The 18,520-nt window shown below is 73.4% G+C and carries 17 protein-coding genes; 9 read left to right on the top strand and 8 right to left on the bottom strand.

Annotated elements, in window-relative coordinates:
- The first annotated feature begins 43 nt into the window (after nt 1-43).
- The 6 genes from OHU74_RS33120 (at nt 44) to OHU74_RS33095 (ending at nt 8,055) form a co-directional block, all read left to right on the top strand.
- Complete coding sequence (locus OHU74_RS33120) at nt 44-4,087, top strand: helix-turn-helix domain-containing protein (protein ID WP_371619322.1); 4,044 nt, start codon at nt 44-46, stop codon at nt 4,085-4,087.
- Between the two features lie 90 nt (nt 4,088-4,177).
- Nucleotides 4,178-4,591 carry a cytidine deaminase gene (locus OHU74_RS33115; RefSeq protein WP_371619321.1) on the top strand — a complete coding sequence of 138 codons (414 nt, stop codon included), beginning with the start codon at nt 4,178-4,180 and terminating at the stop codon, nt 4,589-4,591.
- A gap of 106 nt (nt 4,592-4,697) precedes the next feature.
- Complete coding sequence (locus OHU74_RS33110) at nt 4,698-5,993, top strand: serine hydrolase domain-containing protein (protein WP_371619320.1); 1,296 nt, start codon at nt 4,698-4,700, stop codon at nt 5,991-5,993.
- A 116-nt stretch (nt 5,994-6,109) separates the two neighbouring features.
- Nucleotides 6,110-6,976 (top strand): NPP1 family protein, encoded by an 867-nt coding sequence (locus OHU74_RS33105; protein WP_371619319.1) that lies wholly within the window; start codon nt 6,110-6,112, stop codon nt 6,974-6,976.
- Between the two features lie 197 nt (nt 6,977-7,173).
- Entirely contained in the window at nt 7,174-7,770 is a 597-nt protein-coding gene (locus OHU74_RS33100; RefSeq protein ID WP_371619318.1) for an HPP family protein, read from the top strand.
- Between the two features lie 99 nt (nt 7,771-7,869).
- Nucleotides 7,870-8,055 (top strand): DUF6381 family protein, encoded by a 186-nt coding sequence (locus tag OHU74_RS33095; RefSeq protein WP_371619317.1) that lies wholly within the window; start codon nt 7,870-7,872, stop codon nt 8,053-8,055.
- A gap of 111 nt (nt 8,056-8,166) precedes the next feature.
- Here OHU74_RS33095 and OHU74_RS33090 read toward each other — a convergent pair whose 3' ends face one another.
- Entirely contained in the window at nt 8,167-8,517 is a 351-nt protein-coding gene (locus OHU74_RS33090; protein ID WP_330300098.1) for a hypothetical protein, read from the bottom strand.
- Nucleotides 8,518-8,647: 130 nt separating this feature from the next.
- On the bottom strand, nt 8,648-9,841 hold the full coding sequence (locus tag OHU74_RS33085; RefSeq protein ID WP_371619316.1) for a cytochrome P450: 1,194 nt from the start codon (nt 9,839-9,841) through the stop codon (nt 8,648-8,650).
- Between the two features lie 115 nt (nt 9,842-9,956).
- On the opposite strand from OHU74_RS33085, the gene OHU74_RS33080 reads away from it, so the two are divergent.
- Complete coding sequence (locus OHU74_RS33080) at nt 9,957-10,721, top strand: dienelactone hydrolase family protein (RefSeq protein WP_371619315.1); 765 nt, start codon at nt 9,957-9,959, stop codon at nt 10,719-10,721.
- A 103-nt stretch (nt 10,722-10,824) separates the two neighbouring features.
- On the opposite strand, the gene OHU74_RS33075 is transcribed toward OHU74_RS33080, so the two are convergent.
- Both OHU74_RS33075 and OHU74_RS33070 read right to left on the bottom strand, forming a co-directional pair.
- Nucleotides 10,825-12,573 carry an Ig-like domain-containing protein gene (locus tag OHU74_RS33075; protein ID WP_371619314.1) on the bottom strand — a complete coding sequence of 583 codons (1,749 nt, stop codon included), beginning with the start codon at nt 12,571-12,573 and terminating at the stop codon, nt 10,825-10,827.
- A gap of 47 nt (nt 12,574-12,620) precedes the next feature.
- Nucleotides 12,621-13,700, bottom strand: a complete 1,080-nt coding sequence (locus OHU74_RS33070; RefSeq protein WP_371619313.1) for a hypothetical protein — start codon at nt 13,698-13,700, stop codon at nt 12,621-12,623.
- Between the two features lie 251 nt (nt 13,701-13,951).
- Between OHU74_RS33070 and alc the strand changes: the two genes are divergently transcribed.
- On the top strand, nt 13,952-15,091 hold the full coding sequence (gene alc / locus OHU74_RS33065; protein WP_371619312.1) for an allantoicase: 1,140 nt from the start codon (nt 13,952-13,954) through the stop codon (nt 15,089-15,091).
- A 37-nt stretch (nt 15,092-15,128) separates the two neighbouring features.
- Here alc and OHU74_RS33060 read toward each other — a convergent pair whose 3' ends face one another.
- Nucleotides 15,129-15,539 carry an organic hydroperoxide resistance protein gene (locus OHU74_RS33060; RefSeq protein ID WP_371619311.1) on the bottom strand — a complete coding sequence of 137 codons (411 nt, stop codon included), beginning with the start codon at nt 15,537-15,539 and terminating at the stop codon, nt 15,129-15,131.
- A gap of 127 nt (nt 15,540-15,666) precedes the next feature.
- Between OHU74_RS33060 and OHU74_RS33055 the strand changes: the two genes are divergently transcribed.
- Nucleotides 15,667-16,140: a MarR family winged helix-turn-helix transcriptional regulator gene (locus tag OHU74_RS33055; protein WP_371619310.1), complete on the top strand. Its 474-nt coding sequence runs from the start codon at nt 15,667-15,669 to the stop codon at nt 16,138-16,140.
- Here the strand turns inward: OHU74_RS33055 and OHU74_RS33050 are convergent.
- The 3 genes from OHU74_RS33050 to OHU74_RS33040 form a co-directional block, all read right to left on the bottom strand.
- Entirely contained in the window at nt 16,103-16,834 is a 732-nt protein-coding gene (locus OHU74_RS33050; protein ID WP_371619309.1) for a cytochrome b/b6 domain-containing protein, read from the bottom strand. The genes OHU74_RS33055 and OHU74_RS33050 overlap by 38 nt on opposite strands.
- On the bottom strand, nt 16,818-17,633 hold the full coding sequence (locus OHU74_RS33045) for a molybdopterin-dependent oxidoreductase (protein WP_371619308.1): 816 nt from the start codon (nt 17,631-17,633) through the stop codon (nt 16,818-16,820). The genes OHU74_RS33050 and OHU74_RS33045 overlap by 17 nt, the downstream gene beginning before the upstream one ends.
- 96 nt (nt 17,634-17,729) lie before the next feature.
- The gene (locus OHU74_RS33040; protein WP_371619885.1) at nt 17,730-18,431 is read right to left on the bottom strand and encodes an NADPH-dependent F420 reductase; all 702 of its coding nucleotides are present in this window, start codon (nt 18,429-18,431) and stop codon (nt 17,730-17,732) included.
- Nucleotides 18,432-18,520 lie beyond the last annotated feature (89 nt).

Below are 18,520 nucleotides of genomic sequence, written 5' to 3'. Positions count from 1 at the left end.
GCTAGCCTGGGCATCCGCTCTCACGACCTGGGCTCACTGCGCCATGGGGGATGCCTTGGGGGATCCGGACCGCGGACGAACCGCCGGCCGACACGACACCTCACACGATCCGGCCGGGGACACCGTGCCGCCCTTTCCCGCCCAGTTGCGGCGGCTACGGGTGGAGCGCGGCCTCTCGCTCGCCGACCTGGCCCGCCGGACGCATTACAGCAAGGGCTATCTGAGCAAGATCGAGACCGGCGTCAAGCCGGTCACCGCCGATGTCGCGCGCAGCTGCGACCGGGTCCTGGGGGCGGGGGGCGAACTCCTGCGGCTGGTACCGGAGACCGAGGGGGCCGAACCCCCGGCCGGGGCGCGCACCGGCTCCGCCGCGCGCGAGGCTCCCGTGCCGGCGTCCGGACCGCCGTCCGGACCGGCTTCCGGGCCACCGTCCGACGGCGCGTGCCCGTACCGCGGCCCGGCCGCCTTCACCCCGCAGGACGAACGGTGGTTCTTCGGCCGGGAGCGCGCCACGGCCGCCCTCGTCGAACGGGCCCACGAACGTCTCGGCCACGGGCCGCTGCTGCTCCTCGCCGGGTCGGGCGTCGGCAAGTCCTCCCTGCTCGGCGCCGGTCTGGTGCCGGCCCTCGGGCGCGGCGCCTTCCCGGTGGCGGGCGCCGACGGCTGGCCCGTCGTCAGGTTCACCCCCACCGCGCACCCCTTGCGCGAACTGCTCGACGCCACCGCCAAGGCGGTGGGCGGGGATACCGGCGTCACCCCGGAGATGCTGCGCGCCCGGCCGGAACTGCTGCTCGAAGCCGTGCACCGGCTGTCGGACGGCGCAGGGGCCGGCGCCGGGGCCGGGCCGGAGCCCGGTGGCTTCCGGCCGGGGGCCGTGGCGCGCCATCTGCCGACCGTGCGTCCGGTGCTGCTCGTCGACCAGTTCGAAGAGCTCTTCACGCTCTGCGCCGACGAGGACGAACACCACGCCTTCGTCAGGGTGCTCTGCGCGGTGGCCGGGTCCCGGCCTGCGGTGACCGGGTACGACCCCGCCGTCGTGGTGCTCGCGGTGCGGGCCGATTTCTCCGCGAGCGCTCTGGAGCTTCCCGGGCTGGCGGCCGCGTTCACGGATGGACTGTTCGTACTGCCCCCGATGTCCGTGGCGGAGCTGCGGGAGTCGATCACACGCCCGGCGGAACTCGCCGGACTCACCCTGGAGCCGGGGCTGGTGCCGTTGCTCCTGCGGGACGCGGGCGTGCGCGAGGGCGCGGGCGCGGGGCCGTCCGCCGGTCCGGGCGCGGGGCCGGGCGCGGGGCCGGGCGCGGGGCCGTCCGCCGGTCCGGGCGCGGGGCCGGGGCCGGGCCCCGATGCGTACGCCAGGCCCGGCGATACGCCCTCGGGCGCCCTGCCCCTGATGTCCCACGCGCTGATGGCCACTTGGCAGCGGCGCGAGGGCTCCACGCTGACCGTCGCGGGATACGAGTACGCGGGCGGTGTCCAGGGAGTCGTGGCGCAGCGCGCCGAGCAGGTCTTCGCCGGGCTGTATCCGGCCGAGCAGCGGACGGTCCGAAGGCTCCTGGTGCGGCTGGTCCACATCGCCGACGGGGCGGGACCCACGCGCCGACGCGTCAGCCGGGCCGCGCTGCTGGAGCAGGACGCGGCCGGCCGGACGGCGGCCGCCCTCGACGCCTTCGTCCGGGCCCAGCTGATCACCACGGACAGCGACACCGTCGAGATCACCCACGAGGCCCTGCTGCACGCCTGGCCGCGGCTGCGCGGCTGGATCCACGCCGACCGGGCCGCGCTCCTCGCCCACCAGCAGCTGGCCCAGGCGGCCGAAGAGTGGGTGCGCGAGGGCCGCGACCCGTCCGTCCTCTACCGGGGCTCCCGCCTCGCCACCGCCCGCGCCCGGGCCGACGAGCTCGACGGCAGCGGCCCGCTGGCCCCCCGGGAGGCCGAGTTCCTCCGGGCCGGCCGGGCCGCGGAGGACGGCCGGCTGCGCCAGGCCAGGCTCCAAGTGCGGCTGCAGCAGCGGATGCTGGCCACCCTGGTCGTCCTGCTCCTGCTGGCGCTGACCGCGGGCGGTGTGGCGTACCAGCAGCGTGCGGGGGCGCTCGCCCAGGAACGTACCGCCCGCTCGCAGGCGCTCGCCGCACGGTCCCTCTCGCTGGCCGCCGGACAGCCCGAGGCCTCGATGCGGCTCGCCGCCGAGGCGTACCGCGCCGAGGCCACGCCCGAGGCCCGCGGCGCCCTGCTCAGCACCCAGGCCCAGCCGTTCCTGGCCCGGCTCGGCGGGCACGGCGGCCCGGTCAACGCGGTGGCCTTCACCCCGGACGGCACCCTGCTGGCCACGGGCGGCTCCGACGGGAAGGTCCTGCTGCGCCGGGTGGCCGACCGGCGGACCGTCGCGGTGTTCACGGCGCCCGGCCGGGTGCGTACGGTCGCCTTCAGCCCCGACGGGCGGACGCTGGCGGCCGGTTCCACCGACGGCCCGGTCCGGCTCTGGGCCACCGGCGGCGCCGGCCCGGCGGCCGTGCTGCCCCCGAGCACCACGGGCGCCAGGGCGGTGGCCTTCGCCCCGGACGGGCGCACCCTGGCGGTGGCGGCCGGGGACGGAAGCATCCAGTTGCGGGATCCGGCCGGGGAGCACCGCGAGCTCGCCACCCTGACCGGGCACACCGGAAGGGTCCACGCGCTGGCCTACGCGCCGGACGGCCGGACCCTCGCCTCGGCCGGCGCCGACCGGACCGTACGCCTGTGGGACACGGCGCGGGCGCTCCCGCTCGCCGTGCTGGAGGGGCACACCGGTGAGGTGCTGGGCGTGGCCTTCGCGCCGGACGGGCGGACGGTCGCCTCCGGCAGCGCCGACCGCACCGTACGGGTGTGGGACGCGGCCACCGGCGAACCGGTCTCCACGCTGGCCGGGCACAGCGACGACGTCAACTCCGTGGCCTACACCCCGGACGGCACCACCGTGGTCAGCGGGGGCGGCGACGGCACCACCCGGCTGTGGGACCTGCGCAGCGGCCGGGCGGCCGCGACCCTCGCCGGGCACACCGACTACGTGCTCGCGGTCGCAGTGGACCCCGCCGGCGGGCTGCTGGCCACCGCCGCGTTCGACCAGTCCGTGGTGGTGTGGGACCTGCGCGGGCCGGTGCTGACGGCGCGTCCCTTCACCGAGGTCTGGCACGCCGCGTACAGCCCCGACGGGAAACAGCTGGCCACCGCCGACGCCGACCACACGGTGCTGCTGTGGGACGTGGCCGCCCGCCGGGTCCTGAAGACCTTCACGGGACACACCGAGACCGTGTACTCGGTGGCCTTCTCACCGGACGGCCGGACCCTGGCCTCGGCGGGCACCGACGGCACCGTACGCCTGTGGGACACCAGCACCCGCAGCGCGCTGGCCACCCTCACCGGGCACGACGGGACGGTGTTCTCGGTGGCCTTCTCTCCGGACGGCCGGACCCTGGCCTCGGCCGGCGCCGACGGCACCGTACGCCTGTGGGACCCCGCCGCCCACACGGCCCTCACCACCCTCACGGGGCACACGGACTTCGCCAACGACGTGGCGTTCAGCCCCGACGGGCGGACGCTGGCCAGCGCCGGGGACGATCTGACGGTACGGCTGTGGGACCTGACCGGGCACCGCCCGCCGGCCGTGCTCACCGGGCACGCGGGAGCGGTACGGGCCGTCGCGTTCAGCCCGGACGGCCGGACGCTGGCCAGCAGCGGCAACGACGGCACGGTCCGGCTCTGGGACGCGCGGGAGCACCGCGAGAGCGCCGTCCTGACCGGGCACACCGGTTCCGCGCGGGGCATCGCCTTCTCCCCCGACGGACGGACCCTGGCGAGCAGCGGCAACGACCGTACGGTGCGCCTGTGGGACGTGCCCGGACACCGGCTCCGAGCCGCCCTCTCGGGCCACACCAACGCCGTATGGGGCGTCGCCTACTCCCCCGACGGCCACACGGTGGCGAGCAGCAGCAACGACGGCACCGTCCGCCTGTGGAACCCGGAGCCCGCGACCCGGCTGGCCGACATCTGCCGCATGCGCCTGTCCCCCGCCGCCCCGGGCCGCTCCACGCAGGGCTGCGGGGGCGGTTGACACCGCATCAGGAGCGCACCGCCGATACTGGCTTGCGCACCCGTCCCCACCTGGGTGAACGTCGCCCGACACCTGAGGAAGGCAGAGAAGATGACCACGCAGACCCACCCCGTCGACCACGAACTCGTCCGGGCCGCGGCCGAGATCGCGCGCACCCGCTGCCGGGGCGACAACCACACCATGGCAGCCGCGGCCCGCACCCGGGACGGCCGGATCGTCACGGCGGTCAACGCCTACCACTTCACCGGCGGCCCCTGCGCCGAGCTGGTCCTCATCGGCGCGGCGGCCACCCAGGGCGCCTACGAGCTGGACACGATCGTCGCCGTGGGCGACCGCGACCGGGGGGTCGTCCCCCCGTGCGGCCGGTGCCGCCAGGTCCTCCTCGACTACTTCCCCGCCCTCGAGGTCATCGTCGGCGCGGGTGAACTCCTGCGCACCGTCCGCATCACCGACCTGCTGCCGGAGAGCTACGTCTGGGCCGACCACCAGCTCGACACCGAGTAGGGCAGATTGGCTCGAATGCGCCCCTACCCACCGATGATCGTTTGTAGGCTCTGAAACGGCCCTACCCGGCCCATCCCCACCCTTAACCACCAAGTCGAGGACCAACGTGCGCCTTTCGTCCCACCAGCGACGTCTTGCCGTCAGTGCCACCCTGCTCGCCGTGATCGCCGGCGGTGTGCTGCCGGCCACCGCCGCGCAGGCCGCCACCGCCGCACCCGCCTCCGCGACGCCCGTCCCCACAACCGGGCAGCCGGCACCCGGGCCGGTCGCGCCCGATCTGGAGGCGCTGACGCAGGTGTTGCGCAATACGACGGCGGCCGGAGCGCCCGGGGCGATGGCCCGCTTCACCGGTCCGGACGGGGTGCAGACCAGGGTGGAGGGGGTCCGCGACCGGAGCACTGGCGCGGCCATGGATCCCAAGGCCCGCTTCCGGATCGGCAGCGTCACCAAGACGTTCTCCGCCGTGGTCCTGCTCCAACTGGTGGACGAGGGCAGGATCGAGCTGGACAAGCCGGTCAACAGCTACCTGCCGGGCCTGCTGCCCGACGACCGGATCACGGTCCGCCACCTGCTGAGCCACCGCAGCGGCCTCGCGGACTACACGAACGCGATGTTCGAGCACACCGTTCCCGGCTTCGAGGCCGTCCGGAACAAGGTGTTCACGTACCAGGAGCTCGTCGGCCTCTCCCTCGCCGAACCGCGGACCACCGAGCCCGGTGCGGCGTACAGGTACTCGAACACGAACTTCGTCGTCGTGGGCATGCTGATCGAGAAGCTGACCGGCAAGCCCGTGGCCAAGGAGTACGAGCGCCGCATCATCAAGCCGCTGAAGCTGCGCGACACCTCCTACGTCCACCCCGGCACGGCCATCAAGGGCCTGCACGTCAACGGTTACCTCCACCCGGACGAGGAGGGCGCGCCGCTGGTCGACTCCACCGAGCAGACCGTGTCCTGGGCGCAGTCCGCGGGCGCGATGATCTCGAACGCGGCCGATCTCAGCACCTTCACGTCCGCCCTGGTCCGCGGCAAGCTGCTGCGACCGGGCACGCTGGACGCCATGCTCACCATGAGCCCGACCGACACCACCAACACCCGGTTCTACGGGCTGGGTCTGCGCCGCTACGACCTCTCGTGCGGTACCCAGGTCTACGGCCACACGGGCACGGTGCAGGGCTTCTACACGTACACCTTCACCACCCGCGACGGCAGCCGCGGCCTCTCCGCGATGGCGAACACCTCCAACCGGGGCCAGGCCAACACCGCCCTGGGCGGGACCCTGGAGGCGGCCTTCTGCGGCAAGCGGCCCGCCGGTCCGGCCGCCGTCTCCGGTGCGGCCGGAACCACCTCGGTACGCGGCTTCGCGCCCGCCCCGGCGGAAGCGGATCTCCCCGAGCGCCGCTGACGGCGATTCCCGGCCACGGCAGGCTTCCGCCCCCCGGTGTGGGGGGCGGAAGCCCGGAAAGCTGAACTCCGCATTCCCGTACGGGCGTTGCCCGTACGACCTATGAGGAGGACACGATGAGGATTCCGGAAGCGACAGCAAGAGCGACGGCCGGGGACGGCGGGCCGGCCGCGAAGCGATCCGGAGCGGGCCCGGCCGGGAGCGCCCGTGCCGGCCGGCCGGCCCGGCGGACCCGCAGGACCCTGCTCGCGGCCACGGCGGGGGCCGCCGCCCTCGTCCTCGCCCTCCCCACCGCCGCCTACGCGGCTCCGCCCCGGGCTCTGCCCGGCAACGCGGACGGGCTGGAGCAGACCTTCCAGCCGGCCTTCGACTACGACCGGGACGGCTGCTACTCCAGCCCCGCCATCGGCCCGGACGGCACGATCGCCCCCGGCCTCAAGCTCGGAGGGGACGTCAACGGCAACTGCCGCGACCTCTCCGACCTGGACAACACCAACGGGTACTCGCGCGAGAAGTGCAACAACGGCTGGTGCGCGATCATGTACGCGCTCTACTTCGAGAAGGACCAGGTCTCGCTCGGCCCGGGGAGCGCCGGGCACCGGCACGACTGGGAACACGTCGTGGTGTGGGTGCAGAACAACCAGGTCGCCTACGTCTCGACCTCCGCCCACGGCAATTTCGTGGTCCACGACCGCTCGCAGATGCGTTTCGACGGCACCCATCCGAAGGTCGTCTACCACAAGGACGGAATCGGCACGCACTGCTTCCGCGCCGCGAACTCCAACGACGAGCCGCCCGAGAACCACAAGGGGACCTGGCAGTTCCCGACGCTGGTCGGCTGGAACGGCTACCCCGCGGGGCTGCGCGACAAGCTGAGCCAGGCCGATTTCGGCAGCGCCCTGCTCGGGATCAAGGACGGGCAGTTCAACGCCCACCTCGCCAAGGCCAAACCGGCCGGCATCCCCTTCGACCCGAACGCGTGACCGCGTGGCCGGGTAGGCGCGTAACCGCGTGACCGAGTGCCGCGCAACCTCGTGACGGCCTGACCGCCGTAGGACCCGTATCCGGCGCACGGCAGGGCGCCGGATAGGCTCGTCGCGGAAAGCGTCGCCGCCCCGACCGCTTCCGCCCCCGCCCTGCCCGGCCGATGGCCGCCCTGCCCGGAAGCCACCTGCCGAGAATGAGTACCGCGCTCCACTCCGCGTCCACCCCCGACGCCGCGCCCGCGGCCACACCCGGAGCCCCCGTCGGCGGCCCCGCCGCGGGCCCGGCACCGTCCCGCCGCCGGGCGATCGCCGGCCGGGCACCCGCCCGGCCGACGGCCGCCGCCGCGATCCACAGCATCAGCGCCGCGACCACGGTCCTGCTGTCGCTGGTGGCCATCGGAGCCATGCTCCACGAGCCGATCCTGATACCCCCCTTGGCCGCCAGCGCCGCCCTGATCCACAGCGCCCCCACGCTGCCGCTGGCGCAGCCGCGCGGGGTCGTCATCGGGCACATGCTGGGGGCCGCCGTGGGCTACGGCGTCCTCGCCGCGGCCGGGAGCAGCGCCTGGGCCGCCGCGGTGGCCGCCGGTGTCACCCTGGCCCTGGTGATGGCCGCGCGCACCCCGCACTCCCCCGCCTGTGCCACGGCCGTGGTGGTCGTGCTCCAGACCCCGGCGGCGACCCGGTTCGTCCCGCTGCTCTTCGGCTCGACCGTGCTGCTCGTCCTCACCGGGTACGCGGCTTCGCGCGTACGCCGCAAGGCTCCGAGGTATCCCGCGTACTGGTGGTAGCTGGACCTCACCGTGCGTGACGGTTCGAGATGCGCTCGGGGCCCGTGGCTGGTTCGCTGAAGTCCGCCCGCTGTCCCCCCACGGCACGCAGGAGTGATCATGAGTGCAGGCGAGTCCCACGGCCGGTCGCGGCAGCTGCGCGACAAGGCCCAGGAGCTGAACGAGGCGGCCGCGCGGTCGACCGACCCCGACGAGAGCCAACGGCTGCGCGACAAGGCCCGCCGCCTCCAGGAGCAGAGCGAGCAGGAGCGCGTCATCGACGACCCCGGCATGGACATGCGCTAGACGACCCAGGCGCGACCCGAGCGGTAACCGCCATTCCCCCGCCGTCCGGCCGGCGGGGGACATCGGCATCTCCTACTGGGATCTCGTACCGGGATCTCTTACTGGGATCCCCTACTGGGCAGGCGCGGCGGCCGGGGCCTCGTCGAGCTCCCAGGCGTGGCGCTTGAACTCGCGGACGAAGTCCGCGTGGTCCTCCCACTGGCGGGCGATGCCGCGCAGCACGTCCCAGTGGTGCTCCACGGACTGGTCGATGACCCGGCGGACGGCGGGCTCGGCCGCGTCCCGCTGCTCGATGAGCCCCTTGGCCACCGAGGCCTCCAGCGCGGCGTTGCGCAGCGCGCGCAGGGCGCGGGAGGTGTCGTCCATGCCGAAACCGTTCTCGCTGCCCGTCTCCTCGGCGAAGAGCGGGGTGAGCCGCGCCTCGATGAACGCGGTGATCCGCTCGAAGTGACGTACGTCCATCGGGGGCTCCATCTCGGGTCGTTCTCGGCTTGCGGTGCGAGCCCGGCCCGCACCACCGATCATTATCCCGGAGCCGGAACCCCCTCCCGATCCGGGGCCCCGACAAGATCCTCGGGCCGGCCCCGCGGCGCTACCAGCGGAGCGGGAGGCGGCTCACCCCGCGCATCAGGCTGCCCGGCCGCCAGAGCGGGGGTCCGGCCGCCGGGTCTTCGGTCAGGGTGGGGAAACGCTCCATCAGGGAGCGGATCGCGATGCGGCCCTCCATGCGGGCCAGCGGGGCGCCGATGCAGAAGTGGAGTCCGTGTCCGAAGGCCAGGTGGCCCTGGGGGGCTCGGCGGATGTCGAAGGTGTCGGGCTCGGCGAAGCGTGCGGGGTCGCGGTCGGCTCCGCCCAGGGAGACGAGCACGGTGGCTCCCTGCGGTATGGCCGTGCCGCCGATCTCCAGGGCCTCGCGGGCGTAGCGGTAGGTGGAGTGCTGCACGGGGCCGTCGTAGCGGAGCATCTCCTCGACCGCCCCGTCGAGGAGTCCGTCCAAGTCTGCGCGGAGGGCTGCCATTTGGGCGGGGTGGGCGAGCAGGGCCCGGATGCCGTTGGATATCAGGTTCACGGTGGTCTCGTGGCCCGCGACCAGCAACAGGAAGGCCATGCCGATCACTTCGTCGTACGAGAGGGAGTCGCCGCCCTCGTCCCGGGTCCGGATCAGTGCGCTGAGGAGGTCTTCGCCGGGCTCCTTGGCCTTGGCGTCGATGAGCTCCGCGAGGTAGCCGCCGAGCTGCTGGTGCGCGGTGTTGTTCGGAGCGCCGGCGGCGGGGGCCACGACCGCGTTGGACCATGCGCGGAAGCGGTCGCGGTCCAGGTCGGGGACGCCGAGCAGCTCGCAGATCACGGTCATGGGCAGCGGGAAGGCCAGGGTTTCGATCAGGTCGGCGGCGCGTTCGGGCCGGGCGGCCATGGCGTCGAGCAGCCCGTCGGTGATCTGCTGGACGCGGGCGCGCATGCCCTCCACCCGGCGGCCGGTGAACTCCCGTGCGACCAGTCGGCGCAGCCGGGTGTGGTGCGGCGGGTCGGACTCCAGCATGTTGGAGTTGACCGCGGCGACGAGCGCGTCGGGGAAGTTCCCCGAGCTGCTCCAGTCCTTCGACAGGGCGGGGTGGTTGAGGGCCTGGCGCGCTTCCTCGTGGCCGACGACGAGCCAGCTCGGCTCGAACTCGTCGGCGGAGACGATGACCTGGTGGACCGGGCCCGACTCGCGGAGCCTCGCGTAGTAGGAGTACGGGTCGGCGTTGAAGTCCTCGGCACTGGCACTGATGTCCACTACTGGCATCAGACCACAGTAAAGCGGCAGTTGACGCACGGAGAGGGCGATTTCCGGACACTCTGGTATGACTCGTCGATCACGGTATTCTGCCGCCCTTGCCATACGAAAGAGGGGGACGGCCATGACCACCGCTCACGAGGTACGCCGGACAACCGTGGACATCACCACTCAGGACGGCGCGGCCGATGCCTACCTGGTCCAGCCGGAGGGCGAAGGCCCGTATCCCGGGGTCCTGCTGTACATGAACGCCCTGGGGGTGCGTCCGCACATCAAGTCGGTGGCGGACCGGATCGCCGCAGCGGGGTACGTCGTCCTGCTGCCCAACCTCTTCCACCGCCACGGGCGCACACCGGTGTTCGAGCTGCCCGAGTTCGTCGACTTCGAGCGCCAGCCCGAACTGTTCGACCGGGTCGGCCCGGTCCTCGATTCCCTGACCACTGAACTCGCGATGCGCGACGCACCGGCCTATCTGGACTGGCTCGCCGGCTTCCCGGTGGTCGCCGCCGGGCCGGCCGCGATCGTGGGGTACTGCCTGGGCGCCCGGCTGGGGCTGCTCACGGCGGGCACGTACCCCGAGCGGGTGGCAGCCCTGGCCGGGTTCCACGGGGGGTTCCTGGCCCCCGACACGGCGGACAGCCCGCACCTGCTGGCGCACCGGATCACGGCGGAGCTGTACTTCGGCCACGCCGATCAGGACCCGTCGCTGCCCGCCGAGCAGATCGACCGGCTGGAGAAGGCCCTGTCCGGGGCCGGGGTCCGTCACCGCACACAGGTGTACGAGGGTGCGCCGCACGGGTTCACCCTGGCCGATACCGTCTACTACGACGCCGCCGCGGACGAACGGCACTGGGCGGAGCTGTTCGCGCTGCTGGACCGTACGTTCTGAGCCGTTCGCGCACGGGGCGGGGAAGCGGTGTCGGCCGCTTCCCCGCCCCACGGCCTACGGGCCCATGCCGCTACGGTGCTTCGCCCGTCACTCCGTCAGTCCGTCACCGGCACTGGCCGGACCGGGGTCCGAGGACGGTGACGTCGCTGACGTGCGGCGCCGGCGCGTTGGACTCGCAGCCCAGCGGGCCGGTGACCCGGTCGGCAGAGAACTCCACGCCGCCGGTGTTGCCCACCAGGGAGACCGGTCCCGTGATGGTGTTGCCCGCGCAGTCCGAGACCTGCGAGTCGGGGCCCGCACCGATCAGCACGGAGCCGCTGGTGGTCCGGATGCCGAGCGGGCCGGTCACCTTCGATCCGCAGACGGCGACGGCGAGCGCCCCGTCGGCGGACACCGGGCCGGTGATCTGCCCGTCGGTCACGGCCAGCGCGCCGCCGGGCCGGACGGTGACCGGGCCGCTCTGGCTGCCGCCGGAGCCGATGCAGAGCGACTGTCCGGAAGCGACCGTCAGCGGGCCGTGGGAGGCGGTCGTGATGCAGGGCCGGCTGAATCCGACGGCGACCCCGGCCGGTTGACCCGTGGTGCTCGCCGTGTGGTCGGCGTCCGGGGTGTACGAGGCGCTGATCGGGTGGAGGCCGGGACGCAGTGCGCTCGTGGTGAAGACGGCCTTTCCGGCTTCGAGGGGAACGGTCGCGAGCGGGGTGGTCCCGTCCGAGAACGTGACGCTGCCGCCCGGGGTGGCCGCGAGGGGGTTCGCCGAGTCCACGGTCGCGGTCAGGGCTACGGCGTGCCCGAACAGCGGGGTGGAGGTGTCGGCGACGAGCGAGGTCGACGTGGCGAAGCGGAACGAGATGACCGCCTTGCCGTTGCCGTGCTGGACGCCGGAGAGGAGGTCGGCTTCGGAGACTCCCGCCTCCGCCGCGGCCGCGTAGCCGCTGCCGCCGCCACCGCCCGCGGCGTAGAAGTCGCCGGGGTTGCCGCCGCCGGAGCCGCCGCCACCGCCGTGCCAGCCGCCGCCACCGCCTCCGCCGCCGTTGCCGCCGCGGCCGCCGTTGCCGCCCGTGCCGCCGCTGCCCGGGTTGGGCAGGCCGGTGTTCTGGTCGATGTCGCTCGCGTCGCCGCCCTTGGCGCCGACCGGGTTGGTGCGGACGCCGATGCCCGCCCGGGTCCGGGTGCCGCCGGTGCCGCCGATGCCGGAGCCCTCGGGGCCGCCGCCGTCACCGCCGTTGTCTCCGGTGGGCCCGCCGCCGTTGCCGCCGTGCAGCAGGGGGCCGCCGTTGCCGGCGCCTCCCCCGCCGCCGGCCACCAGGATCCGGTCCGTGGGGCCGAAGGCACCGGTGCGCAGGTCGGTGGCGCCGCCGCCGGAGCCGCCGCCGCCGTGGGCGCCGCCGCCGCCGGAGCCGTGGCCGAAGCCGCCGACCCGGGCGTACTCGCCGTGCCGGGAGGTGCCGGAGCTGCCGACGCCGCCCCGGGTGATCTGGAGGCTCTGGCCGGGGGTGACGGCCAGGATCGCGTGGGTCCGGCCGCCGAGGCCGCCGGGAGAACCCTGGTTCGGCGGGCTCGGGACGACGAAGCCGGCCGCGCTGCCGCCTTCGGCCCCGTACAGGTCGACGGTGAGCGCGCTGACGCCCGCGGGGACGGTGAAGACGTCCGTGCCCGCGCTGGCGTACGTACAGGTGGGCGGGGAGCTGGTGAAGGCTCCGGCCGGGCCGCAGGGGCCGGCTGCGGCGTCCGCCGGGTCGGCCGCCGCGGCGAGGGGGACCAGCAGGGCGGCGAGGAGGCCGGCCGCGCCGAGGGTCACCGCCGTGCGGGAGACGGCGTACGGGCTGCGGCCGGGTCTGAGTCGGGTCATGTTCCTTGTCATCGTCTTCGTGTTCTCGGAGTTCGTCATGGGGCTGCTCAGATCCCGTCGTTGGCGCACAGCGCCCAGGCTTCGGAGTAGGTGTTCGGGGATCTGCCGCCGCCGGTGTGCGTGGAGGCCGTCCAGTACGCGGCGGTGGTGGTGCCGTCGCTGACCGGGGCGCCGCCCGAGTTGCTGGGGAAGCTGCCGTTGAGGTGGTCGCCGGGCGAGCCCGGTCCGGTGAAGTCCGTGGTCGTCACGGAACCGCCGCTGATGGCCGCGCCGCCGCTGATCAGCTTTCCGTCGTTGCCGCCGCAGGCGGCCGTCACGGTCGCGCCCGCGGTCGCCGAGGTCGGTCCGCTGACCTCGTTGAAGCGCACCTTGACGGTGGTGCCACTGATGTCGATGTTGTTGCCGCTGCAGATCGCGTAGGCGTACGTGACGTTGTCGGTGCCGCCGCCCCCGCCGTTCCAGCCGACCGCGGTCCAGGAGTCGGGGTTCGTCTCGCCGTCAGCGGCCGCCTTCTGGCCGTAGTCGTGCCCGGCGTTGTTGAAGGTGGGGAAGGAGGCGATCGGCTTGAGGCTGCCGACGTCGGCCGGGGTGATGCGGGCTCCGCCGCCGATGAGGCGGGTGTTGGCCGGGCAGGTGGCGGTGACCAGACCCACCGTGGAGGCCGGGATGGGGCCGGCGACCTTGTTCATCACCACCTGGGTGTGGTTGATCAGGTTGCTGGTGAAGCACATCGCGTAAGGGGTGCTGGAGAACGAGGCGTTCACCGCTCCGCCGCTGCCGCCGATGCCCAGCCAGTGCGTCACGTCGGTGCCGACGACGCCGGTCGAGCCGAGGTACTCGGTGCTGCCGTCGGGGCTGGGCGAAGTCCCGTTGACCTTGTTGCCGTTCGAGGACGTCCCGGTGCCGATGGCCTGGTTGATGCCACCGCCGGATATGAGGCCGGAGGAGCAGTCCGCGTGGGTGGAGATCTCGGCGAAGGTGCCCGCGGGTCCGGAGGTGGCACCCGGGGTCTTCACCGTCACGCTCACGGTGTTCGCGTACGCCGTGGCCAGCACCAGAAGGGCCAGCAGGGCGCCGACGACCAGCGACTTTCCTGCGACGGCGCGCCGCAGAACTGTCTTTGCCATGAAATTTTCTCCCTCATCCAGAGTCGCGCATGCGGACTGTAACAGTCCTTTTGCCGCTCATCTACTGGGTGAAGCAGCTGTCTCACCTAGCAGATGCCGCATGCGATCTGACGGGGTCGTCGACCTGCATCTTTCAGCACAACTGAAAGGAATGATCGAAAACAATCGATGGACCTGAGCGATCAGGATGGGCGAGAGTCGAGTCATTCCCGCCAACTCCCTTCCCCTACAAGGAAAGAAGGCCCTTCCACATGCACGTCGAGACCACCGACTTCGCCGCCGCGCCCTACATCTCCGGCGACCCCTACGCCGACTACCGGGGCGCCACCTTCCTCTTCTCCCACCTCACCGACCTCGCGGACCGCCGCCTCGGAGCTGGGGTCGTCGCCGCCAACGACGAGTTCTTCGGCGAGCGGGAGAACCTCCTGCTGCGCACTCCGGCCGTCTTCGACGTCCACGCCTACGACAACAAGGGCAAGACCATGGACGGTTGGGAGACCCGGCGGCGGCGCGGGGCCGGCGCCGACGAGCCCTTTCCGGCGGACCATGACCACGACTGGGCGCTGATCCGGCTCGGCGCCCCCGGAGTCGTCCGCGGGATCGTCGTGGACACCGCACACTTCCGCGGCAACTACCCGCAGCAGGTCAGCGTCCAGGCCGCCGCCTTCGAGGGGACCCCCTCGACTGCCGAACTGCTCGCCCGGGAGGAGGCCTGGGTGGAGATCGTGCCCCGCACCCCCGTACGCGGCCACGCCGCCAATGGCATCACCGTCGACTCCGAACGCCGCTGGACGCACCTGCGGGTCAACCAGCATCCCGACGGGGGCATAGCGCGCCTGCGGGTCCACGGCGAGGTGCTGCCCGATCCGGCGTGGCTGGCCCTGCTCGGCACGGTGGACGTGGCTTGCGTCGTCAACGGCGGGGTCGTCGAGGACGCTTCGGACGGGTTCTACTCCTCCCCCGGCAACACGATCATGCCCGGACTGTCGCAGAAGCAGGACGACGGGTGGGAGACCCGGCGCCGCCGCGACAAGGGGAACGACTGGATCGCCTACCGGCTCGCGGGGCAGTGCGAGATCCGCGCGGTCGAGGTGGACACCGCCAACCTCAAGGGGAACGCGGCCGGCTGGGTGTCCCTGTCGGTCAAGAACGTCGAGGACGGCGCGGACGGCGCGGACGGCGAATGGCGCGAGGTGCTCCCGCGCACGCGCCTGGAGCCCGACAGCCCGCACCGGCTGCCGCTCGCCGCGCCGATCCTCGCCACCCACGCCCGGCTCGACGTGTACCCCGACGGCGGGCTGGCCCGACTGCGCCTGCACGGCGGCCTGACAGACGCCGGAGCGGCCGCCCTCACCGCTCGCGCCGCGCGTGCCACGGGCACGGGGGGCTGACGGTGGGGACGGCCGCTCCGGCGGTGCGTCCGACGACCTACTCGACGACGAGCTCGACCTCGATGTTGCCGCGGGTGGCGCGGGAGTACGGGCAGACCTCGTGGGCCTGCTTGACCAGCAGGGTGCCGGTCTCGCCCGCCAGGGCGTCCGGGAGCTCCACGCGCAGCACGACCGCCAGCCCGAAGCCCGCCCCGTCCTTGCCGATGGAGACCTCCGCCGTCACCGAGACCTCGCTGGTGTCCACCTTGGCCTGCCGGCCGACCAGCCCGAGGGCGCTGGCGAAGCAGGCCGCGTAGCCGGCCGCGAAGAGCTGCTCGGGGTTGGTTCCCTGGCCGTTCCCGCCGAGGGCCGGGGGCATGGCCAGCGCGAGGTCGATCTGGCCGTCGGAGCTGACGGCGCGGCCTTCGCGTCCGTTGGCGGTGGCGACGGCGGTGTAGATCGCGTCCATCTCGGGTGTTCCTCTCACGGGGCGGAGGCGGGGCCGTCGGTCGTCGACCTCGCTCCATCAATATGACACACAATTCAGTTGTGCACAATTTAGTTGCCGACACGGCGCCCCGAGTACACTGGCCCGTATGACCGAGCAGCCGAGCGACACCCTCCCCGACCAGGACTTCCTGCGCCTCGACGGCCAGATCTGCTTCGCGCTCGGCGCGGCGAACCGCGCCTTCGGAGGCCTCTACCGCGTCGTCCTGAAGGATCTCGGGCTCACCTACCCGCAGTACCTGGTGATGCTGGTGCTCTGGGAGCACGGGGAGATGCCGGTCAAACAGCTCGGACAGCACCTGCGCCTGGACTCGGGGACGCTCTCCCCGCTGCTCAAGCGTCTGGAGGCGGCCGGTCTGATCGTCCGCGAGCGCAGCACGGCGGACGAGCGGTCCGTCCACGCGCGCCTCACCGGGGCCGGTACGGAGCTGCGTGCCCGCGCCGTCGAGGTGCCCCGGCGCATCGCCGCCGCGACCGGCTTCGAACTCGGCGAGATCAGGGACCTCCAGGACCGCCTGCGGAAGCTCACCGCCGCCCTGGACGCTGCGGTTCCGCAGGAGTAGCGGCGGGGGTGGCGGGCGGCAGGCGCCACAGGGGATGTTCCCGGCGCGCCCAGTCGGCGGCCACCGAACCGGTGCGCATGCCCCGGCGGGCCTCCGGGTCGGCCAGGGCCTTCATGATGTGTCCGCCGACGGCCACGGCCAGGGCGATGGCCAGCCAGTCGTGGACGAAGGTCGCGCCGGTGCGCCAGGGCAGCGGGGCCAGGCCGGTGAACCACATCAGCAGGCCGGTGCCCAGCATCACCAGGGCCGCCCCCGCGCTCCAGCTCGCGTAGAGCTTCTGCCCGGCGTTGAACTTGCCCGCCGGGCGGGCGGTCGGCCGGTGGTCGCGGCGCAGCGCGGACCGCAGCCAGGTGCGGTCGTGCGGGCCGAACCGGTTGAGCCGGCGCAGGTCGGCGCGGAAGGCCCGGGAGACGAGTCCCAGCAGGACGGGGGCCGGGAGCAGCAGCCCCGACCACTCGTGGACGGTGACCACCAGGTGGCGGCGGCCGACGAGTTCGGCGAGGGGCGGCAGGTAGAGGCAGCCCGCCGTGACCAGGCACAGCCCCCCGAGGACGGCACTGGTCCGGTGGATCCAGCGCTCGGCGGCGGTGAAACGGCGCACCCGCTGCTCCCGGCCCGCCGGACCGGCGCCGCCGGCGTCGCCCGCACCGCCCGCGTCGCCCGCGTCGCCCGCGCGTTCAGACCGTAGGAGCATCTTGGCGTCCGTTCGATTTGCCGACCCAGGCGTCGACGTCGTAGCCGAGTTCCTCCCAGTAGCCGGGCTTGACGTCCTCGGTGAGGGTGATGCCGGACAGCCACTTGGCCGACTTGTAGAAGTACATGGGAGCCACGTAGAGGCGGACCGGGCCGCCGTGGGCATGACCGAGCGGCTTGTCCTGCATCTTCAGGGCGACCATGACGTCTTCGCGGCGGGCCTGCGGGAGGGTGAGGCTCTCGGTGTAGGTGCCGTCGAAGCAGGTGAAACGGATCGCGCGGGCCTCGGGCCGCACTCCGGCGGCGTCCAGGAGCCGGGAGAGCGGGACGCCCTCGAAGGGCGTGCCGGGGACCCGCCAGCCGGTGACGCACTGGACGTCGCGGACCACGCGGGTCTGCGGCAGGCCGCGCAGCGCGTCGAGGGTGTACGTGGCCGGGCGCTCGACCAGGCCGTCGACGGTGAGCCGGTAGTCCGCCGGGCCCCGCTCGGGGACCGAGGAGGTGACGGAGTAGTAGCGGAATCCGCCACCGCCCGGCAGCAGTCCGGTGAGGCCGGTCGGGTCCTTGGTGGCGGCCGAGCCGAGGACCGCGTCGAACCCGCTCTGGAGTCGCGGCCCGGCGGCCAGACCCAGGGCGCCGAGCCCCACCATGCCGAGGACCAGCCGTCGGCCGACGGGGGCACCCCGGCCGTCGGGGCCGTCAAGGTCCTCGGGGCGGTCGAGGTCATCGGGGCCAGCGGGGTCGCCGGGCCCCCGGGAGGCGTGCGGGGGGCCCGGATCGGCGTCCTGTTCTCTGCTCACGTGCCGATTCGACCACCCGCCGCACCCGGCGGCCAGGGTTCGCGGGCTTCCGTCAGACTTCCGTCAGACTTCGGCCTGCCTTCTTCGACTTACGGCCTATCCCCGGAAGTCCTCCGGGCGTTCCGCCGAGGCCTCGGCGAGGGCCTTGACCACGGCCTGCGTGCCCGCGCGGAGCCCGTAGACCGGGGTGCCGGGCTGCTGGCGCCAGGAGTCGTCGATGCCGCCCGAGTCCACGCTGTCGAAGCCGAGTTCGTCGATGAGGGCCCGTACGGTCTTCTTCGCCGCCTCGTCGTCGCCCGCGACGGGCAGGGCCTGCCGGTCCGGGTGGCCGGCGTCGAGCGGCCGGTCCAGGATGTCCTCGGCGTAGGTGCCGTTGAAGGCCTTGACGACGGCGTGTCCGAGGTGGCTCTCGGTCCAGCGGCTCTCGGTGAGGCCCTCGTCCTCGATGCCGGGGATCCGGCCGTCGCGCTGGCGGGGGTAGTAGTTCCCCGTGTCGATGACGGCGAAGCCGGGCGCCGCCCCGTCGAAGATGCCGGCGGGCAGGTCCGGGATGTTCTTCAGCGGGATCGTCACCACGACGACCTCGGCCCCGCGGGCCGCCTCGGCGACGGTGACCGGCACGGCGCCCGTCTCCTCGGCGAGGGCGGTCAGGGTCTGGGGACCGCGCGAGTTGGCGACGGCCACGTCGTGTCCGAGGGCGGTGAGGCGCCGGGTCAGGTTGCCGCCGATGTTGCCCGCGCCGATGATGCCGATCTTCATGAGCTCTCCCGTGCGTCCAGGGTGGTCGGGTGTCGCGATGATCCGAACCTCCCGCGGGCGCCGGGCATTCCGCCCCGGGCCGACGAGTTCCCGATGTCCCCCGTACGAGGGACGGTTCCGGCCGAGAA

Source organism: Streptomyces sp. NBC_00454 (assembly GCF_041434015.1).
GTDB lineage: Bacteria > Actinomycetota > Actinomycetes > Streptomycetales > Streptomycetaceae > Streptomyces.
This window is presented reverse-complemented; position numbering and strand designations above follow the sequence as displayed.